General features: G+C 48.0%; 18 protein-coding genes. 3 read left to right on the forward strand and 15 right to left on the reverse strand.

Translation table 11 applies throughout. The features are described from left to right. Positions 1–139 precede the first annotated feature (139 nt). The 10 genes from L876_RS0106175 to gmk all read right to left on the reverse strand — a co-directional run bounded on the left by L876_RS0106175 (position 140) and on the right by gmk (position 9,979). Positions 140–736 (reverse strand): response regulator transcription factor, encoded by a 597-nt coding sequence (locus L876_RS0106175; protein ID WP_028763001.1) that lies wholly within the window; start codon positions 734–736, stop codon positions 140–142. Beyond that, on the reverse strand, positions 733–1,842 hold the full coding sequence (locus tag L876_RS0106180) for a sensor histidine kinase (RefSeq protein WP_037428103.1): 1,110 nt from the start codon (positions 1,840–1,842) through the stop codon (positions 733–735). Before L876_RS0106180 ends, L876_RS0106175 begins: the two co-directional genes overlap by 4 nt. A 63-nt stretch (positions 1,843–1,905) precedes the next feature. Then, positions 1,906–2,580 (reverse strand): hypothetical protein, encoded by a 675-nt coding sequence (locus L876_RS0106185; protein WP_028763003.1) that lies wholly within the window; start codon positions 2,578–2,580, stop codon positions 1,906–1,908. 178 nt (positions 2,581–2,758) lie between these two features. Continuing rightward, entirely contained in the window at positions 2,759–3,691 is a 933-nt protein-coding gene (locus L876_RS0106190; protein WP_028763004.1) for a calcium/sodium antiporter, read from the reverse strand. A gap of 159 nt (positions 3,692–3,850) precedes the next feature. Further along, complete coding sequence (locus L876_RS0106195) at positions 3,851–5,509, reverse strand: AMP-binding protein (protein ID WP_028763005.1); 1,659 nt, start codon at positions 5,507–5,509, stop codon at positions 3,851–3,853. 200 nt (positions 5,510–5,709) lie between these two features. Further along, complete coding sequence (gene trmH / locus L876_RS0106200; RefSeq protein ID WP_028763006.1) at positions 5,710–6,408, reverse strand: tRNA (guanosine(18)-2'-O)-methyltransferase TrmH; 699 nt, start codon at positions 6,406–6,408, stop codon at positions 5,710–5,712. A gap of 69 nt (positions 6,409–6,477) precedes the next feature. After that, positions 6,478–6,861, reverse strand: coding sequence for a RidA family protein (locus tag L876_RS0106205; protein WP_028763007.1), 384 nt, complete (start codon positions 6,859–6,861; stop codon positions 6,478–6,480). A gap of 34 nt (positions 6,862–6,895) precedes the next feature. Beyond that, a complete protein-coding gene (gene spoT, locus L876_RS0106210; RefSeq protein ID WP_028763008.1) occupies positions 6,896–9,001 on the reverse strand; it encodes a bifunctional GTP diphosphokinase/guanosine-3',5'-bis pyrophosphate 3'-pyrophosphohydrolase in 2,106 nt (701 codons plus the stop codon). A gap of 13 nt (positions 9,002–9,014) precedes the next feature. Continuing rightward, positions 9,015–9,296: a DNA-directed RNA polymerase subunit omega gene (gene rpoZ / locus L876_RS0106215; RefSeq protein ID WP_028763009.1), complete on the reverse strand. Its 282-nt coding sequence runs from the start codon at positions 9,294–9,296 to the stop codon at positions 9,015–9,017. Positions 9,297–9,355: 59 nt separating this feature from the next. Then, the gene (gene gmk, locus L876_RS0106220; protein WP_028763010.1) at positions 9,356–9,979 is read right to left on the reverse strand and encodes a guanylate kinase; all 624 of its coding nucleotides are present in this window, start codon (positions 9,977–9,979) and stop codon (positions 9,356–9,358) included. 215 nt (positions 9,980–10,194) lie between these two features. On the opposite strand from gmk, the gene L876_RS0106225 reads away from it, so the two are divergent. The 3 genes from L876_RS0106225 to L876_RS0106235 all read left to right on the forward strand — a co-directional run bounded on the left by L876_RS0106225 (position 10,195) and on the right by L876_RS0106235 (position 13,362). Continuing rightward, a complete protein-coding gene (locus L876_RS0106225) occupies positions 10,195–11,277 on the forward strand; it encodes a hypothetical protein (RefSeq protein WP_028763011.1) in 1,083 nt (360 codons plus the stop codon). A gap of 92 nt (positions 11,278–11,369) precedes the next feature. Continuing rightward, positions 11,370–12,305, forward strand: a complete 936-nt coding sequence (locus L876_RS0106230; protein ID WP_051412967.1) for an NTP transferase domain-containing protein — start codon at positions 11,370–11,372, stop codon at positions 12,303–12,305. Further along, positions 12,298–13,362 carry a phosphotransferase enzyme family protein gene (locus L876_RS0106235; RefSeq protein ID WP_028763013.1) on the forward strand — a complete coding sequence of 355 codons (1,065 nt, stop codon included), beginning with the start codon at positions 12,298–12,300 and terminating at the stop codon, positions 13,360–13,362. Before L876_RS0106230 ends, L876_RS0106235 begins: the two co-directional genes overlap by 8 nt. Positions 13,363–13,465: 103 nt before the next feature. Here the strand turns inward: L876_RS0106235 and L876_RS0106240 are convergent, their stop codons facing one another. The 5 genes from L876_RS0106240 to L876_RS0106260 all read right to left on the reverse strand — a co-directional run bounded on the left by L876_RS0106240 (position 13,466) and on the right by L876_RS0106260 (position 19,814). Next, positions 13,466–13,918: a hypothetical protein gene (locus L876_RS0106240; RefSeq protein ID WP_028763014.1), complete on the reverse strand. Its 453-nt coding sequence runs from the start codon at positions 13,916–13,918 to the stop codon at positions 13,466–13,468. A 30-nt stretch (positions 13,919–13,948) separates the two neighbouring features. Next, the gene (locus L876_RS0106245; RefSeq protein ID WP_028763015.1) at positions 13,949–14,608 is read right to left on the reverse strand and encodes a TorD/DmsD family molecular chaperone; all 660 of its coding nucleotides are present in this window, start codon (positions 14,606–14,608) and stop codon (positions 13,949–13,951) included. 81 nt (positions 14,609–14,689) lie between these two features. Continuing rightward, the gene (locus L876_RS0106250; protein WP_028763016.1) at positions 14,690–15,325 is read right to left on the reverse strand and encodes a DMSO/selenate family reductase complex B subunit; all 636 of its coding nucleotides are present in this window, start codon (positions 15,323–15,325) and stop codon (positions 14,690–14,692) included. 12 nt (positions 15,326–15,337) lie between these two features. Then, complete coding sequence (locus L876_RS0106255; protein WP_028763017.1) at positions 15,338–17,767, reverse strand: DMSO/selenate family reductase complex A subunit; 2,430 nt, start codon at positions 17,765–17,767, stop codon at positions 15,338–15,340. Positions 17,768–17,807: 40 nt separating this feature from the next. Further along, positions 17,808–19,814, reverse strand: a complete 2,007-nt coding sequence (locus L876_RS0106260) for an MtrB/PioB family decaheme-associated outer membrane protein (RefSeq protein ID WP_028763018.1) — start codon at positions 19,812–19,814, stop codon at positions 17,808–17,810. Positions 19,815–19,819: the final 5 nt, after the last annotated feature.

The raw sequence follows: 19,819 nt of genomic DNA on the forward strand, positions 1-19,819 counted from the left end.
CTCAATACCTGTCTGATTCATTGAGTCATTTTGTAAATGGATGACTCAAACACTGTAAATATATACATATATTATCAGAGAATCGCGTTAACGCAATCTTGCCGTTGATTAGCCCTTTGGCGGGCCAGTCAGTGGCCTGTTATAGCCACCCCTTTTGTTGGGCGATACGAGCAGCGTCAATACGGTTGCTAGCATGGAGTTTCGCGATGGCTTCAGACAAGTAGTTGCGTACAGTGCCCTCGGCAATAAATAAACTTTCTGCTATCTCGGCGGTGCTGCGTCCTTCACTGGCTAAACGCAATGCGCGGCGCTCTTTATCGTTCAGTGGGTCACACTCTCCCACCGCCATGATGGCAAGTTCTGGGTCTATGATACGCTTGCCTTTGAGCACATGGGCGATGGCATCGATCAGTGATTCTGATGGGGCATCTTTTAGTAGAAAGCCACCGACACCAGCTTCAATCGCCCGTTTAATGTAACCCGCTCTACCAAAGGTGGTTAATATGATGACTTTTAATGGCAGTTTTTGGGTTTGACACCAAGCGGCTAGCTCTAAGCCTGTGTAGCCAGGCATTTCGATATCAGTAAGCAGTAGGTCAAAACTCTCTTGCTTAAGCAACGCTAAGGCTTGGTTGCCATCTTTGGCCTGAATAACCTCAAAGTCTCCCTCTAGAGAGAGTAGCGCCGCTAAGGCGCCTCGCACCATGGCTTGATCTTCGGCGAGTAATATCTTCATTTAGACGCGTGTCCTTGGCGTGGCAATGTAAGCGTAAATTGGGTTGTTGCCTCGAGTTGATAGTCGAGTGTACCACCCAATTGTGCCATGCGCTCACGTATGCCTGTGAGGCCATTTCCTTCCGTGAGACTTTTGGTCGCCGCATTGTCTGTCACGGCAATAGCGATCTCATGTTCGGTTTGTGACAAGTTGATATCACAGTGAGTCCCTTTGCTGTGGCGGATGATGTTATTGCACAGTTCGGTTACGCTCAAAATAAGATGAGTTTCAACTGCTTCATCCAATTGGGGTATCTCCCCTGTGAGGGTCACGCTCATGCCTTTGTCCCTTAATGATTGGCAAAGTTGGGTTAGCACTGCTGTAAAACCTTTATGTTTATAGCCCGATACTGTTTGACGTATTTGACTTAAACTGTCGCGCGCAATGGTGTTAAGTTCGTTCAACTCGGCGCTGGCCTGTTCAACTCTATTTTTGGCTAACAGCTTCTGTGCTAGTTCGGCTTTCAGAGAGATGGAGGAGAGTGAATGCCCCATAATATCGTGCAGATCCCGAGCGATACGTTCCCTTTCTAACATGGTTGCAAGCTGGCTTATCTCTTGCTGACTTTGGCGTTGAGCGATTTTTGCAGCCACACGCTTACGCTCTGCAACCCCAAAGAAACCGACTCCTGTGACTAATGCGGTGCCATAGATTAAAAAGTAGTGATGCAAGTCCAGTAGTGAGCAGAGCAGTGCCAGCATGGTTGCTAGACCGATAAGACAATAGAAAGCATGACGTAAAGAGTAGTTAAAGCCGATAAAGAAACCCGCAAAGGTGAACAGTGATAAAGAGCCTGTGTTTATAGGAGTGATGGCAATACCAATGGCAATCATCGCCAATATTGGCTTATAAACTTGATGACTGGGACTGCGATAGGCCCAGAAGTAGCAGTAGATAAAAGGGACCAAAACAATAAGGCTGAGGGCTATTTGCCAAATAGGCATCGATTGCACAAAAAGTGGAATAAGATAAAAACCTAAGTTGATGAGATAGACCCAGGCCAGTTTATCTTCAACCTTGTGTTCAGTATCAAGTTGATTGTTACTGCAGGTTTGAGCTTTGTTCATAGCGTTAGTCTCTTTTTAGGCCGGAGCCATGCAGGCTCCGGTAACGTCCGATGTTGTGCTGATTTATTGATTTTGCTTGAGTAAAAAATTGGCCCAGGCGTAATCTTGTTGCACGGCTAACGCGGCTTGCCAATCGGTGATAGCACCCTGCTTATCGCCCAAGTTTTGTTTGGCGAGCCCTCTCCATGTATAGGCTTCAGCATATCCCCAGCAAATATCATCACAAGGTATTTCAAATAGATTGATGGCTTTGCTGCTTAATGTTATCGCACGCTCCATGCTGCCACCATATTGCGTGGGTGTCGAGTAGGCAGAAATGGCTTTGACTAGGGCCAACCGTGGATTGTCAGGATTAAGAGATTCAGCTTGCTCAATGGCTTGAGCAATCAGTGGGCCGTAATGGGCTCCCTTGCTACTATCTAACCCAATTTGCATGCCATAAACCGATGCAAGTAACGTATAGGTTTCGGCGTCTGCTTGCCGAGTTGTGAGTGTTACTAAGGTTTGTTCTGCGGTATCGAGTGCTGTTTGAGCTGTCGTTCTTTGCCCCATAGCATTAGCGGCAACCGCGAGGCGGTATTCTGCGTAGGCGTGTTCATAGCCTTGGGTCTGCTCGCTGATAGTTTGCAGTGACTCGATGTTCATCTGGTTCGATGCAATATCGATGGATACAATTTCGTTGGCCTGGGTGAACTGGCTGACGATGGCGAGGCTTGATGCAAATAGTAAACTTTTCATGTGATGCTCCTTGATTAACAGAGGCTAATGCCTTTGTAGGTAAAGTCCCTTTAATACTGCTTGGTATATTGGGCTTAAGGAGAGTATCGGGGTTCGCAGCAGATAAGTGCATGCACAGATGTCACCGATTGATAATGACAAATGTCACTATCAATGGTTTTGGGATAAAAACGGGTGACTAAGAGGCTGCGTTACTAATTAAGTAGCAGATATAAGTGAGGTAAACCATCAGTAGTAGGGCACCCTCTCTGCGGCCAATCCGCAGACCGGTCCACGCCAAAGGTAGTAAGACCATAGATAACACCAGCATGACGCCAATATCGACAATATTTAGGCCGCTAGCCATAATTGGCTGCACGACAGCGGTAAGACCTAAAATCCCCAAAATATTAAATAGGTTAGAACCGACCACGTTACCGATAGCAATATCGCTTTGGCCTTTACGGGCGGCTACTATCGAAGTGACAAGCTCTGGCATGCTGGTACCTATGGCGACAATGGTCAGGCCGATCACTAGCTCACTGATCCCAAATAGTGTGGCGAGCTCCACTGCGCCATCAACAAACAAAATACCGCCCCCGACAAGCAAGCTGATCCCCACCACAATCAGTAGGCCAGCCAATAGGGGATTGAGTGTACTTGAGCCTGGGATATCATCAGCTTCATGACTTTGACCGCTGAGGTAGCTAAAACCAAGATAGGCAACCAACAAAGAGGTTAACAGTGCGCCATCGAAGCGACTTAGGCTGCCGTCAACCAATAGCCCCCAAAATAGCAGCGATGCCATGATCATGATCGGGATATCACGTTTGACCATTTGAGATTGGATTTGAATGGGGCGTATAAGGGCTGTGATGCCTAAGATAAGGCCGATGTTGGCGATGTTGGAGCCAATGACATTGCCGATAGCGATTCCAGAGTTACCTGCTAACGCAGATTTTAAGCTTACCGCTAACTCTGGGGCACTGGTACCAAAAGCGACAATGGTTAAGCCTATGATTAAAGGTGTGATCCCTAGCCTCAACGCCAGTGAACTCGCGCCGCGGACTAAGGCTTCAGCACCTGCAGTTAAGATGATAAAACCACCAATAATGGCCAGTGCGATGAACATGTTTGACTCTCTAAAATTGACAGGCGGCTAGCATAGGCTTTAACGGTTTTTTGGCAACAAAATTTTGTGAGCAGAGGATTAAATTTTGTTTAACCAAAATGAGGCGTTTTTAATAAAAAAGGCACGTCTTAGACGTGCCTCGTCGTTGCGTGAGCTGAGTTATTCTATCTCACTTTCCCAGCGCACTTTGCCACCACGCAGGCCATCGACTTTGGCGCTGAATTTGGCTTCCAATACGTGACGTTTAATCTTTAGCGTTGGTGTCAGCACATCGTTATCGACATCCCAAGCCTCACTCACCACCACAATGGCGTCGACCGTTTCGTGTGACTCAAGGTTAGGGTTAATGCTATCTAATGTTGCCTTGAGTGAGGTGCGAACCTCCTCTCTTGGTTGTAACGCTGCACCTTCAGATAACTGTACTAATGCAATAGGGTGTGGGAGGCCAGAGCCAATAACACAGATAAGCTCTACGTGCGGGTCTTGTGCCAATTTGCGTTCGATAGGCACAGGCGCCACATATTTACCTTTAGAGGTCTTGAAGTTATCTTTCACTCGCCCAGTAATAGTGACACAGCCATCGCTATCGATGGCGCAGAGATCACCCGTATGGAAGAAGCCATCAGCATCGAAGCTGCTTGCGCTGACTTCAGGTTGTTTGTAGTAGCCTTGCATTAAGCCTGGGCTCTTGACTAATAGCTCACCTGTGTCAGCCATTTTAATTTCACACCCCTCAACCGCATGACCAACAGTCCCAATTTTTCGGGCATCAAAAGGATGGTTGATAATCGAGTAGGCGCTGTTTTCTGTCATTCCCCACGCTTCACTGATATTCAGACCAATTTTATGGTACCAAGCGATCAATGACGGTGGGATGGGCGCCGAGCCAGAACCCAGTAGATGGCAATGCTCTAAGCCTAAACCTTGGTGGATCTTCTTTTTTACTATGCCGCTAATGATTGGTACTTTAAGTAGGAAGTTAAGTTTGCGGTAGCCAATCTTATCGATAATATTTTTTTGGAACAGGCTCCAAAGTCGTGGTACTGAGAAAAATACTGTGGGTTGCGCGCGTTGTACATCCGTAACAAAGCTATCTAGGCTTTCAACAAAGGCGACACGGCTGCCTGAATAGAAGGATGAGCCTTCGATAGCGACACGCTCAGTAATATGTGCCAGTGGCAGGTAGGACAGCAAGCGGTCTTCGCCGTCGGTTTTCAGATCGCGAACCACAGCTTTACAGGTCCAAGCGTAACTAGCGAATGTCTGAATGGCCCCTTTAGGTTTACCCGTAGAGCCCGACGTATAGATGAGGGTCATTGTTTGCTCAGCAGTGGGCGCTGCGGTGTCAATCAATGGTTGGCCTAAGTTTAGCAAAGTCTCCCACTGATATTGAGCTGGCATAGTGTCATAAGGCATGGCCATTCTAAGAATATCGCCACCCACTCCAGATTCTTGGTCAGCCCAGTAATCGAGTTTACCGATAAAAATTGCTTTGGCTTCACTATGCTCTAGCACATAGCGAATCGTATCGGCGTTGGCCGTTGGGTAAATCGGCACGCTGATATAACCGCCATGCATTAAGGCAAGGTCGGTAATAAACCACTCCGCACAGTTTTTCGATAGCACGGCAACTTTGTCGCCGGGCTGTAATCCTAAATGACGTAGGCCGCCAGCGATCTGCTGCATTTTTTGCTGTACTTCGCGCCAGCTAAAATCAAGGTACTGACCATTAATTGGTTGTCTCAGGTAGATATTGTCTCCATATTGCTCGACCCAATGTTGCAACATGTCGACTGGAGATTTGAATGTAGAGTCCATCAGCTATTCCGTCATTATTCTTAGAGTTAAGGGAGACGCATTTAGTTGTTCTATTTATCGATGCGTGAACCTGAGTATGGCGAATAATGTGATCTATGACAATTGTTTTGCCTGAATAATAGACCAGTTGTCATGGATTTAGGAGAGATGTTGTTGAAATGTAGCGCACCAATGGCGCGCTCTTTTGTCTGTTTAAAACGTTAAGCTTCTGCTTGAGGATCTGGTTCGCGCATTCGCTGCCACCAGGTTTCATCGGCAAGGATCTGGCCTTGGTCATCAATTTGCGGGTAGGGGATATTCTTTCGGCGGCAAGCTTTGGCGTAAATGGGGTGGCCCTGTTCAAACAACATGGTCTGACAATAAGCGTCATCTAATGTACGTGTGCCATATTTACCAGCTTGTGCTCGTTGGCGCTGCGCTTCGTACATAATAAGTGCCGATGCGACAGAAACATTGAGTGATTGCACCATGCCAATCATAGGAATAATGATATGTTGGTCGGCAATCGCCAGTCCCTCATCGCTGACGCCATCACGTTCATTACCCATGATCACCACTGTGGGCTTAGTGTAATCAACGTCGCGAAAATCGACCGCTGTGTTGGAAAAGTTGGTGGCCAACACCTGCATGTCTTGCGCTTTAAACTGCTCTGCCGCTTCGCTCATGTGGTAATGCTTGATGGTCTTAACCCACTGCTGACTACCTGAGGCGGTATTGCCTGAGACGCGCATCTCGATGTCAGGCCAAACGGCGTGAATTTGATGAATACCGACTGCGTCTGCTGTGCGGATCACTGCGGCAATATTGTTAGTTTTATGGACTTTATCCAAGCAGATAGTAAGGTCGGTTTGGCGGTTATCAAGCATTTGATTAATGCGGGCGAAGCGTTCAGGACTCATGGTAATTAAGCTTTATCTGTATTCAAAAAAGAGAAGGGCGCCTAGGCGCCCTAATGCAGTCGCGTGCTGTTACAGCTCCATTACGCCATCCATCTCAACCAGAGAGTCTTTTGGTAACTGCTTCACACCGATAGCCGCGCGCGCTGGGTAAGGTTGTTCGAAGTAGCGTCCCATGATCTCATTGACTGTGGCAAAGTTGCTTAGGTCGGTCATAAAGATGTTTAGCTTAACAATATCCTTAAGTGAACCACCAGCCGCTTCACACACAGCGGTTAAGTTATCAAACACTTGCACAACTTGGGCGTCAAACTCATCACTGACCATCTGCATGGTTGCTGGGTTTAGTGGAATTTGACCAGATAAATAAACGGTTCCGCCAACTTTGACTGCTTGAGAATAGGTACCGATAGCCTGTGGTGCCTTGTCGGTCGCAATAATGATCTTCTCTGCCATAACGCTCTCTCTACTTAGGTTTAAAAATACAGGGTTAACGGTTACGTGATGTTCTTAGCACTTCGGGAAGTACACGAATACGGCGCATCACATTGGCTAAATGGATTCGGTCAGTTACCGAGATTCGCAAATTAATCAGGAATACTCTGCCGTCGCGTTCTTCGGTACTCAGGTTGTGAATGTTAGAGCCTTCTGCGGCGACAATAGAAGTAATTTTTGCCAGTGCCCCTTGATGATTGACAATCTCGATCCGCAAATTGGCTTGGAACTCGACGCCTTCGGCGTTATCCCAATGCACAGGAATGTACTTATCGGGTTCACCTTGGTAGCCACGAATATTGGCGCAGCTTTCCATGTGAACCACCAAGCCTTTACCTGGGCTGACGTGTGCGATCACGGCGTCACCAGGAATAGGACGACAGCAGTTAGCAAAGGATACTAGCATTCCCTCTGCACCACGGATCGGCATCATGTTAGCTTCTTTGTGTTCAGGAGTTTCAACTCTATCGCCCTTAAGACGCTGGGCAATCACAATGCTCATGGCATTGCCTAAACCGATATCGGCCAATAGCGCGTCGAGACTCTTATGTTTGGTGTCATTAACAACTTTGTCTACCTGCTCTGGTGCTATGTCCTTGAGCTTTACATCACCCAAAGCATGGTTGAGCAGGCGTCGACCCAGTACTACTGCCTCATCTTCTTTTAGGCTCTTAAGTAGTTGTCTGATTTTTGAACGTGCCTTACCTGTTACCACAAAGTTGAGCCAAGCCGCGTTAGGTCTTGCGCCTTTCGCTGTGATAATTTCAATGGTTTGCCCTGAGATCAGCGGTTGGCTGAGAGGGTATGCTTGACGATTGACGCGTGCGCCAACACAGGTGTTACCTACGTCAGTATGCACCTCATAGGCAAAGTCGACGGCCGTGGCGCCAACTGGCAGTTCAAGAATACGTCCTTCAGGCGTGAAGACGTAAATCTCTTCAGGGAATAGTTCGGTTTTAAAGTTCTCAACAAATTCGAAAGAGGTACTGGCACTTTGTTGCAATTCGAGCAAGCTTTGCATCCACTTGCGCGCCCGCACTTGAGTGGTCGTTCCCTGTTGTTGAGTCCCTGCACCTTTATAGAGCCAGTGTGCTGCAACCCCTTTATCAGCCATTTGATCCATATCCTCAGTACGGATTTGGATCTCGACGGGGACTCCGTGTGGACCAAATAGTGAGGTATGCAAAGACTGATAGCCGTTAGCTTTGGGGATGGCAATATAATCTTTAAAGCGACCTGGGCGAGGCTTATAAAGGCCATGCATGGCGCCCATGACACGATAACAGGTATCAATGGAGTCAACGATAACGCGGAAGGCGTAAATATCCATGACTTCTTGAAATTGGAGCTCTTTATTGCGCATCTTGTTGTAGATGGAATAAAGATTTTTTTCGCGGCCTTTTACAGTGCCTTTCAGCCCTGTATCTTCCAAGCGAGTTTCAACGGCAGCTTCGATGCTTTGAATGAGCTCTTTGCGATTACCGCGAGCAGCCTTGACTACCTCTTTAAGTACGCGATAGCGCATCGGGTAATAGGCTTGAAAACCTAAGTCTTCAAGTTCTATCTTAATATTATGGATACCAAGACGGTTCGCAATTGGAGCGTAAATTTCTAGCGTTTCGCGAGCAATACGACGACGTTTATCTGGTCGTAACGCACCAAGCGTACGCATATTATGGGTACGATCGGCAAGCTTGATAAGAATGACACGAATATCCTGGGTCATCGCCATCATCATCTTGCGGAAGTTTTCGGCTTGGGCTTCTTTTTTGTCGCGGAATTTGAGCTTGTCGAGTTTAGAGACACCTTCGACGAGTTCACCAATGGATTCACTGAATAACTCAGTAAGCTCCTCTTTGGTCACGGGGGTATCTTCAATCGTATCGTGCAGCAAAGCCGCCATAAGCGTCTCATGATCGAGACGCATATCGGCCAGGATGCGGGCAACCGCAACCGGATGGGTAATATAAGGTTCGCCACTGGTACGCATTTGCCCTTCATGGGCGTCGCGCGCCACCTGATAGGCCTGCTTGAGTAATTCTACTTGCGCCGGTTCTAAATAACTGGACGCAGACTCCTTGAGACCTTCAAACAGATACAAGTGGCAATACTCCTTATAGTGCGTTGCGGCCTTCAGCGATGGCAGCAACAGCAGCAATTTCAGCTGCTTCACGTTCGCGAACAGTTTGACGCTCATCGGCGTCTAACGTGTCAGCGGTGACTAGGCCTAGTTCGATTTCGCGCAATGCGATAACGGTTGGCTTGTCGTTCTCTTCTTCAACCATAGGGTCTTTGCCCTGCACAGCGATTTGGCGAGCACGACGCGCTGCAACCAGGATCATATCAAAACGGTTGCCGATTTGGTTTACGGCGTCTTCTACAGTTACGCGAGCCATGTGTTGAAACTCCAGTGATTATGGGTGAAAAAATGACGCAAAATTATACATTATGACAGTTAGTCTGCCAACAGATCATTAAGCATATCATTTTGAGCATGAATTTGACCAGCGCGAGTAAGGCGTTGGCTACGAATAATTGCTTTTAAATCGATTTGAGCTTGCTCAAAGTCGTCATTCACTATGATGAAGTCATATTCACCATAGTGAGAAATTTCTGATGTTGCTTGTGCCATACGTCCAGCGATGACTTCGGCACTGTCTTGACCGCGGCCAGTTAAGCGGCGCTCAAGCTCCGCTTTTGATGGCGGTAAAATAAACACACCAATAGCTTCAGGCATCATCTGTTTAACTTGCTGAGCCCCTTGCCAATCGATGTCGAGAAATACATCGATACCTTTCTCTAGCATCACTTCAATGGCTTCGCGAGAGGTGCCATAATAATTGCCAAATACTTCCGCCCATTCGAAAAAGGCTTGTTTTTCAATTAGCGCTTTAAACTCATCAACAGCAACAAAGTGATAATGCTCACCGTTTACTTCGCCTACACGTGGTTGGCGAGTCGTGTGCGACACTGACACCTTCATATCGGCGGGGTTATCCTGCAAAATAGCAGAAAGAAGAGAAGATTTGCCGGCACCACTAGGCGCTGAAATGATAAATAGGTTTCCGCGAGCGGTCATTTGTTTGCTATCCAAAGGCTAAATTGATTCAGGTAGCCAGCCATTATACAACCTAGTGTTAAATTTAGGCTAGCGGTTTACGCTTGTGGAGCGATAACTGGGCGATTAAGGCGACTTTTTATGGCTTTAAGGGTCTAATTTAAGGTCTGTCTCGTAGGCATGAGATAGACTATGGCCATGTTTTTGAGTTACTCGTTGCTTTGTGGGAATTTGTTATGCCGTTGAAACCCCTTTTTTGCCGCCAAGGCGTAGACAGTAGTTATCGACTTTTAGGGCTGACTGCGGCCGCTTTTTTTGCCGTGTTTCTTTTGTATCTGCTCATTGGTAGTCATCTCTTTGTCGTTATCGTGTCATTAATATTAGCCGCCATCGTTGGCCTAAGTGGTTATCGTCGACTACAAGGCCAAAAAGCTATGTTATCAGTGCTTCCCGCTGCGAGTGTGGCACTGTTTGCGCTAGGGTTAAATTATCTAGAGGGAGTCTGGCTGCCAACCTTAGCTATAGTCCTTGCTGTGGCAGGAACGATAGCCGTAGTGATTCGGCCTCAGGTTAAAGTGGCCAACTTTGACGCCTTTGGCTACAGTGGGCCTTTGGCTGCGGTGTCTTCAAAACGTCGGCGGGTTGAACCTATTTTGGTCGATGGCGCACTGGATGATGATGTGCAGTGGCGGCAAGAACCGCTCGATGAGCAAGGGGACGCACAAGTTCATCACCAAGAGGCCGCTGTAAGTCCAGCGTTGATAATTAATGAGCGTTTGAAGCAGATTGCGCTGTGGGGTAGACCTATTATCACGCAGTTACAAGGTCGTCCTAAAGCAGTAATGTTACTGGTGCTGAGTACATTGTTAGTGGTGGGAATCGCTGTTTTTTGGCCTGTATCGAGTGAACTAGATGTTGAAGACAGTTTGGCGAGTGCGGCCGCAGAGCCTGTAATAGCACCTCAGTATCTTGAGGCGCAGATGCCAGATGGCTTTAAAGTGATGCTTGATGGTGATGCGCTGTTAATCAGTTGGTTAGGAGAGCGCGGTGAGCCTGAATTAATTTGGTCTATCGCTACCGCCAAAGGAGATGTGAGTTGTCGCAATATCACATTTAACAACGGTGCACAGTACCGGCCTCTTGAAGTACATTTAATGGCAGACTCATCGACATTGGCGCGTTTTTCTCCGCTCGATACACAAGCCATAGTGAACGATATAGCCATGAGGGGAAGTTTAACCTTGTGTGGCTATGAGTTTAGCCTAAAAGGCAGCCAAGCTGCACTGAGCAAACAGGCGGCGTTTCGGCCTTATCTCTAGCTTAACGCTGGTATTCGTTTTATTTTCTCATTAGACTGCTTTTTTGCGAATTTAGGCCGTGCTAGCGCGGCCTTGCGACTGTTTATTTGAAAATGCCAACACTCCTAAATTGTAATAATACTGACGAGTCACCTTTTAGCCTTACCTTGGTCATTATGGCTGCGGGGTTAGGTAGCCGTTTTGGCGGTGACAAACAACTTGCTGAGCTTGGGCCGCAGGGTGAAACCATGCTGGAACTCTCGCTGGCTAGTGCGATTAAAGCGGGGTTTACTGCTGCGGTTATCATCACCCGTGACAATCTAATCGAGCCACTTGAGGCTTTGTTAGCCGACAAACTACCTTGTGGTTTTAAGCTCGATTTATGTATTCAGCAGATGGATGATTTACCCAGTGGCTGGCAAACTGTCATCGCTAATACGGATCATCGCGTTAAACCTTGGGGAACGGCTCATGCGCTATGGAGCGCAAGAGCGCTGGTTAAGGGCCCCATGGTGGTGATCAATGCCGATGATTATTACGGTGATAGTGCCTTTCAACTAATGGCTGATGGGTTTGAACAGGTCAATAGTCGTTGGCAGATGGTGGCGTATCCATTGAAAGAGACGCTATCAGAGAATGGCGGGGTTAACCGCGGTATTTGTTTGGTGCAGGACGATTTACTCCACTCGGTTGTCGAATGGACCGATATAGGCTGGCGTGATGGTCAGTTAATGGGGTATTGTGGAGGGCTATTAGCGCCCGTCAGCGCAAGAGTCCCGGTCTCGATGACATGTTGGGGCTTTTGCCCCGATATTTTTGAGATCCTGGAGCAGGCGTTAAATCGATTTATTGCAACACAGGGAAGCGATGCCAAGAGTGAGTGCTATTTGCCAACTGTTGTGCAATCGGTATTAGATTCAGAAAACTCGGCATCAACAATAAGAAAAACAGTTTATGTCAGCACCGCATATGAGCCATGGCTTGGGGTGACTTACCCGCAAGATAGTACGTGGGTAAAACAGAAATTAATGGAGTTATTGGGTGATTGATTTAATTCGGCAGCAGGTGCTGCCACACTTTGGTATTGTAAGTTCAGCCAAAGTGACTCCCCTTGGGAATGGTCATATTAATGATACCTTTTTGGTGCGTTGGGAAAACGGTGAACTGGTATTACAGCGTATCAACACAGACGTATTTAACACACCTAACGCATTAGTTCATAACGCCGATAAAATTGCTCAGCATCTGCATAAGAAAGTGGCTCAGGGGGAATATCAACTCAGTGTTGTCGAGCCTGTGAAGACCTTGGATAACGCTCTTGCACTGGATTTAGGCGAACAGGGCTATTGGCGAGCCATCAACTATCTGGCTCACAGCCACAGCATCGAAGTGGTGACCAGTGAGCATGAGGCCGAATCCGCAGCGAAGGCTTTTGGTCATTTCTCCTGTGCATTAAGTGATTTAGATGCCACAGATTTAGAGGATGTTATTCCACAGTTTCACTACCTTCCAGGGCGTATTAAACAGCTCAAAGCCGCGGCTGCCGAAGATGCCGCCGGGCGACTATCTGAGTGCAGTGTGTGGGTCGACTTTGCACTAACCCAGCAGAGTCTGTTGCAAGAACTTGAGCAAGCCTCAACCCAGTTGCCACTACGAACTTGCCACAATGATACCAAAATCAATAACATGCTTTATGATAAGCGAGATATGAGTAGCCTGGCTATTATCGACTTAGATACCTGTATGAAAGGGCATTTGATGTATGATTTTGGCGATATGGTACGCACGTTTACCTCGCCAGAAGAGGAAGATTCTACCAATCTCGATAAGGTTGAAGTACGCGAGTCGATATTTGCTGCTATCTGTCGTGGTTACTTAGCTGAACTAGGGGATGTATTGACCCTTGATGAGAAGCAAAGTCTGTGGCTTGGGGCACGAGTGATCTGCCTAATGATTGGTGTACGCTTTTTGACGGATCATCTTAATGGCGATGTCTATTTCCATGTACACCATGAAAATCATAATCTACAACGTGCCGCCAATCAGTTTACCTTGTACCAAAGCCTTTTAGCGCAGCAAGATAAGTTGTTAGCCTACCTTAAGTGATTAAAAGGTGCTTGAGTGGTGACTGAAAACGTCCGACGCTTTTAAAGCCTCGGGCGTTTTTATTTTGTTTACCGCATCGGTATTGAGTGCTGTTAACTTACCGTCACATATTGCGTTTCTGATATCGTCTTTGTTCATCGAGCTCATCGACTTGTGCGGCCAGTTTTAGGAGCTGATTTTGTAGCCGCTGATATTGAGCAATATCTGGCTGTTCTTCATGTGTCGTGTGCCACGCTTTTTTTGCCCAAATTTTCGCAAGCGCAATGATCAGGTGCTCTGCCTGGTTCAGGTTGTCATGCTCAATCTGTTTGATCATCAGTAACCGAAAGCAGTCGAACAAAATGGTGAGCATAAACTCATTGGAGAGCGGTTGCGTTTGTGCTTGATTTTCGGGCTCACGAAAGCCGATGGCTGCAATCAGGTTCGAGACGGTGGCAACTGTGGTGGCACCAACAAAGAGGGAGTGAATTTCGCTTTCTTGCAACAATGTCTGCTCAAGTTGTTGGGCCAATTTGCCTTTATTCCACTGTGCCCCAAGCGCTTTGATAAATGTCATGAGAATCCACCCATTCTTGAACCTTGTCTGTTAACGATATAGGCGTGCCGTCATCGGTACTAGATTTAACCTTTGGATTAGCCCTGCTAAGAAGGCTTGTGTTAGCTGTGCGATACCGCGATAAAAGTCGGTTTTGGCGTGTTCAGTCATGAGTTCGAGGCAGCGCCCCGACCATGGCAGCAAGTGCTGCTGTAGCAGTATCATGCAGCTGCGCTCTATCGCTTCGCTATCTTCAGTCTTAGCCCATTGGGTAAGCATCTGATCCAATACGGCGAAAATCAGGCCGATATGATCGACAGGCTGATTAGTATCGAGCTCAAAGCTGATCCCTTGTTCCTGATAAAATGCTTTCAGTGCCAGTGTCGTTTTGTCATTGAGGAGCTGTCTCTCGCTCAGGTAGACCGAACCCCAAGGCACAGCGTTTGGCTCACCCGGACCATAGAAGAGTTGGGCATAGTCTAGTTTTAAGCTTTGTTGTTGTTTATTAGTCCACTGGCCAAGATAATTAGACAGCAACTCGCGACCACTCGACTCTTGGGCTGACCCGGTAAACTCAGGCCAACTTTGAGCCACATTGTGTTCGATAAACTTTTGGATCAACTCGGGTGTCGGATCGTTAAAGAGTACATTGTGAAGAATTCGCGCAATACCTTGATATTCGATGAGTTCATGTTCGGTAAGGGATGACATACTGACCTCGTTTGTTGAACTAAGCGCTTCGCAATTAACAGGAAAAAGGTGCCATTCAAAAGGAATGGCACCAAACAGGGGCTAAACTTCTGAGTAGTTCAACACTTCGCCGTCGGTAGCGCCGCTTGGGCGAGAGTGACGGTTAGGCGTGATGAGTAAGTTTGGCGTCGTTACACTGCTTTCTGGCAGCGGGGCAACATCGGGTGAGATAGCCCCTGGGTACTTAGCCTTTAACTCATCCATTGGGCCGAAATCGATGGCACGCATAGGGCAAGACTCGACACATGAGGGCTGTTTACCTTCGGCCAAGCGCTCATAACAACCATCACACTTGGTCATCACCTTACGATCTTTATCTATTTGAGGTGCATCGTATGGACAGGCTCTTGCACAGCTTTCACAACCGATACAGAGATCTGCCGCTACATGGACTAAGCCATCTTCGCGGCGCTTGTGCATCGCGCCAGTTGGACAGGCTTTTACACATACAGGCTCCGAACAGTGGTTACAGCCGATAGACATGTAGTAGGCGAATACATTTTGGCTTACTGTGCCATCGCCATTTTCTGTCCACTGTCCGCCACCATATTCATAGACTCGGCGCCAGTTGATGCCAACTGGAAGGTCTTTACGATCCTTACACGATACCTGACAGGTTTTGCAGCCAGTACATTTGCTTGCGTCGACATGAAAGCCGTATTGGATATTATTGCTCATTGTTAACTCCTATCAGACCTTACGGATTTCAACCAGGTTAGTGTGCTGAGGATTACCCTTAGTTACAGGTGTCGTGCGTTGTGTGGTGAGGACGTTCAAACAGCCGCCCTTATCCACATCGCCGCCAGGTTGGAACCATGCGCCCTGACCCAGTGCTGTTACGCCGACCATGATGCGTGGCGTTACCTTAACTTCAACTTCGATGGTGCCTCGGTCGTTAAAGATATGGACCTTATCGCCAGTCTTGAGTCCGCGCTGGTTAGCGTCGAGCGGGTTCATCCATACGGCATCTTGTACGACTTCACGTAGCCAAGGGACGTTGTGATAACTCGAATGCGCGCGGCCTTTGGTGTGGTAGCCAGTAAGTTGCAGTGGATACTTCTTTTTGGTCTCAGTATCTTCATAACCTTCCCAGGTCGGCACATATTTAGGCAGTGCAGAGATCACATCACCCTCTTTGAGCTTCCAGGTGCGGGCTTTGTCTGCCAGACGTGAAGAGTAGATTTCGATCTTGCCCGATGGCGTGCCCAGTGGATTGGCGTCAGGATCGGTACGGAAATCTTCCAGTACGATATAGCCCCCGTCAGGCAAGTATTTACGATAGATACCTTGCTTGAGCATCACTTCTTTATCCGGTAGTCCAGGCGTTGCGGCTTTAGACTCGGCATAGAACTGATCCAGCCAGTCTTTGCGGCTCTTACCTTCGGTAAACTCGGCTTCGACGCCCATACGTTTAGCAAGGTCAACACAGACCTCATAGATAGGACGGCTCTCGAACATAGGATCGACGCCGCTACTCATTTGCACTAAGGTGGCGGTGTCGCCAGCAGCATAGCTTTGATAGATAAGATCTTCCGATTCTAACCAAGTCACATCTGGCAACAAGATATCGGCAAACTTGGCACTTGGTGTCATCCAATTGTCGACGACCAGAATAAACTCACACTTAGATTCATCTTGCAGGAGTTTCTCTGTCTTACGCACTTCAGAGTGTTGGTTAATCAGGGCATTACCACCGTAGTTGATGATCGCCTTGATGTCTGTGTCCAGCTTTCCGTCACCGTCATCATCAAGGTCGACGCCCTGCACACCATCGGCCAGTACTGTCATATTTTTACCGTCTTCAATGGCTTGAGTGAAGGTAAAGAATGAGATGGCTTTTTTAACTGGGTTTGCCCCTGTTGGCATAAAGGGCGCGTGTAGGAATGATCCCTTACACAGGCCACCACAGTTAGTACCTGGCAGACCCAGTTGACCTAACAGGATAGGTAACATGTAGCCTGCGCGGGTGTTGTTTTCCCCTGCGGCTTGACGGTTCAGCGAGGCGGCAATTTGAATAAATGGCGCTCGAGCGGCTGCCAGCTCTCGAGCTAACTCGACAATAATGTGAGCTTCGATACCTGTGATGCGTGCGGCCCACTCAGGCGTTTTAGCATTAACACCAGGGGTAGGGTCACCAACCGTAGCGTTATCGAGAATATAAGCTTTGTAGCTTTCTTCGTAGCCAACGCCGGCAGGCATAGTTTTTTCATCATAGCCAACGCAGTATTTATCTAGGAAGGCTTGATTGACCTTATTGGTCGTGATCCACTCATAGGCAAGGGCTTCGAACAGTGCCGCATCGGTACCTGGGCGGATAGCGATCCACTGATCTTCTTTGCCTACGGCTGAGTCGGTATAGCGTGGGTCGATTAAAATGGTCTTAAAATTGTTCTTTTGCTTTTGCATCAGGAAGTCATAGGCTTCGCCAGACCCGCTCATGCGGATCTCGGATGGGTTGTAACCGACCATCAGCACTAAGTCTGAGTTTTGCATCTCTGACACGCTACTGCCTTGCCAGCCAGGGCCTGCTGAGCCGTAGGTTTGTCCCGCTGCTTCATAAATTTGTGACCAGCTATAGTCGCCATAGGCGTTAAGGTAACCGCCTTTAAGGTTCATTAAGCGATAAAGACACTGCTTACCCGAGAAGTGGTAACGCGCACCTGAGTTATAGGTGAAGTGAATCGATTCGTTACCGTATTGGTCTATAGTGCCCTGCAGTTTTTCGGCGACGAGATCCAAGGCTTCGTCCCAAGTGATACGTTCAAACTGGCCGCTACCGCGAGGGCCCACACGTTTCATTGGGTATTTCAGGCGATCGGGCGCATAGACGCGCTTTCTCAATGATCGGCCACGAAGACAGGCCCGCACATCATGGTCGCCATATTTATCGGTTGTCGTAAACTCTGATTCTACGCGGGTGATCACCCCATCAGTGGAGTAGACCTGTACTGGGCAGTTAGAGCCACAGTTAACCAGGCAAGCCGACCAGTTAAGGTTTTCACCAGCAACAGGTGGCTTAGGCGGTACCACTTCAACATCTTTTGAGCTTGAGTTACAGCCGGAAACCGTCGCTGCGCAACTAAGTGCGGCACTCATTTTTAAGAAACTTCTGCGTTCCATTATTTTATCCTCATTGCAGTTATGGTTAGCACTGTTTGCATTAGCGCAGTTGGTAGCTAAACGACAACATCACTTGGTGCGCGTTATAGTTATGGTTCAGGTCGCCTAAGGTGGTGAGTCCCGGAACGGTATCGACATCAATTTGCGCGTGATCGGTGTCGTAGTAGCGCTCATACTGGTAAGCCAGTTTTAACGCCATCTCTTCACTCAATGCATACTTCGCATGTAGCTTGAGGCTATGGTTGAAAGAGGTGTAATCCCCCTGCGGCGTGGTGACGTCGTAGATGATTAACGTGTCGCTGGTGGAGTTTGCGAACAGATAGTCACCGCCCAAGCTGAGCTTGTCTTCCATTAGCCCGGTATAGGTGAAACCAGCGCCAAGGTTGATAAACTCATCTTGGATATCGGCGGACCAATCTGGGGTTGAGAAGCTCTGACTGCCAGCTTGGTTGGAGTCGATCCACTGCTGACCAGCAAAGGCATAACCTGACAGATGCTCATTGAACTGAAGCCCAAGGTTGATGTCATAGCCGTAATCTTCTGATTCGGTCAGACCCAGTTGCGTTTCGTCATAATCATCTTTGGCGTAGCGAGCGGTCATATCTAGACTGAGCCACGAAGTTGGAGTGTGATTAAACTTGGCTTCGAAGGCGGTACGCTTTCTGTCAGCCAGATAATATTTCCGTAGCAAGGGGTTAGATTCAGATGACGTCAGTTCGCTGGTTTGATATTCGCTGCCGCCACGATTACCCAGGCTGGCTTTAAACTTAAGCTTGATATCATCCAATGCACGCACATTGAGTTTCGCCCATAAGACGTCATCATGGGTCTGCTCTCGGTCGCCATGACTGCGCTCTATCTCTTTGCGGTCAAAGCCGGCTTGCAGGCGATAGTCGCTGTTGAAGCGATAACTGGCATTAACTTTGACGCCGCGACGCTCGGTGTCCAGAGGTACATTTTGCTTAAATGCGCCCGTGATGCCGTTAACTTCAAATTGTGCGAACTCCCATACCGAGCCTTTGTTGTCGCGCTTGCTGTAATCGACACTGCCGCCGAGTCTAAACTTGTTACTCAACAGCGAGGTGACTGACAGCTTGCCATCTAAAGTCTCGACCTCTCCATCCCAGTTTTGTATTGGATTACCAGACATCTGGATCAAATCATCGTCCTGTATCATCTTACCTGATGCCAGACGGCCACTTACGACGGTGCGGCTCACCTGATATTGACTCGACAGGCTAATTTGATGAGCCTGATTGTCAGGCGCTGGCGAAAAGACGTCATACAGATAGGGAAGGCTCAAAGCAGCGATATCGTTTTTGTACTGACTGACGAAATAATTCAGGTTTGTAGTCCAACTATCGCCTGAGAATGACAGCCCCGCGGTGAGGTTATCTGTGTTGGCATCGACAGGCAGACCGAAATTAACTGGACGCGGCGTGACCATACTGCTGCTCTGATAACCGGTTTTATTCTCGTGGTCATAACGCACATAAGCTTGATAGAAATCCCGGCCATAACTCAGACCCAAGCCAGCTTTGTTTCTCTGCAGGGAGAGCTCCTGGGTCTGAGTATGTTCACTCGGTGTTAGTACGCCATCTTGGTACCATAACTGACTGAGTGCATCGCCTGACTGATAACTGGTCAGTTGTTGATAATCGGCTGTTATCTCATAGCGGCCGGATTTGCCCGCTTCTAGGTGAGCGAAGCCGTTATCCAGACCTAGCTGGTGTGCCTGAAACTTAGCCTTATAGCCTGCTCCATCTTGATAATTGAGGTCGGCATCCACACTGGCATTAGCGCCGTCGTTGTCGGTACCGAACGCATTACCGGAGTGAATGTCATCGCTTTCGATATAGGCGGCGTTGAATCCGATTGTGCCGGTATAGCCCTCGACTTGCGGGCAGCGCTTGCACTGAAATACTTCCAGTCTAACGGTACTGGTATTGGCCTTGTTCACGCCAAAGTCAGCCGCCACTGCAGTGCCTGTTACCGCGCCTGATATCGCGAGAAGTGATAACGTGATGAGGTTAAATTTGAATCTCATTTGAA

The organism is Shewanella colwelliana ATCC 39565 (assembly GCF_000518705.1).
GTDB classification, from domain to species: Bacteria; Pseudomonadota; Gammaproteobacteria; order Enterobacterales; family Shewanellaceae; genus Shewanella; species Shewanella colwelliana.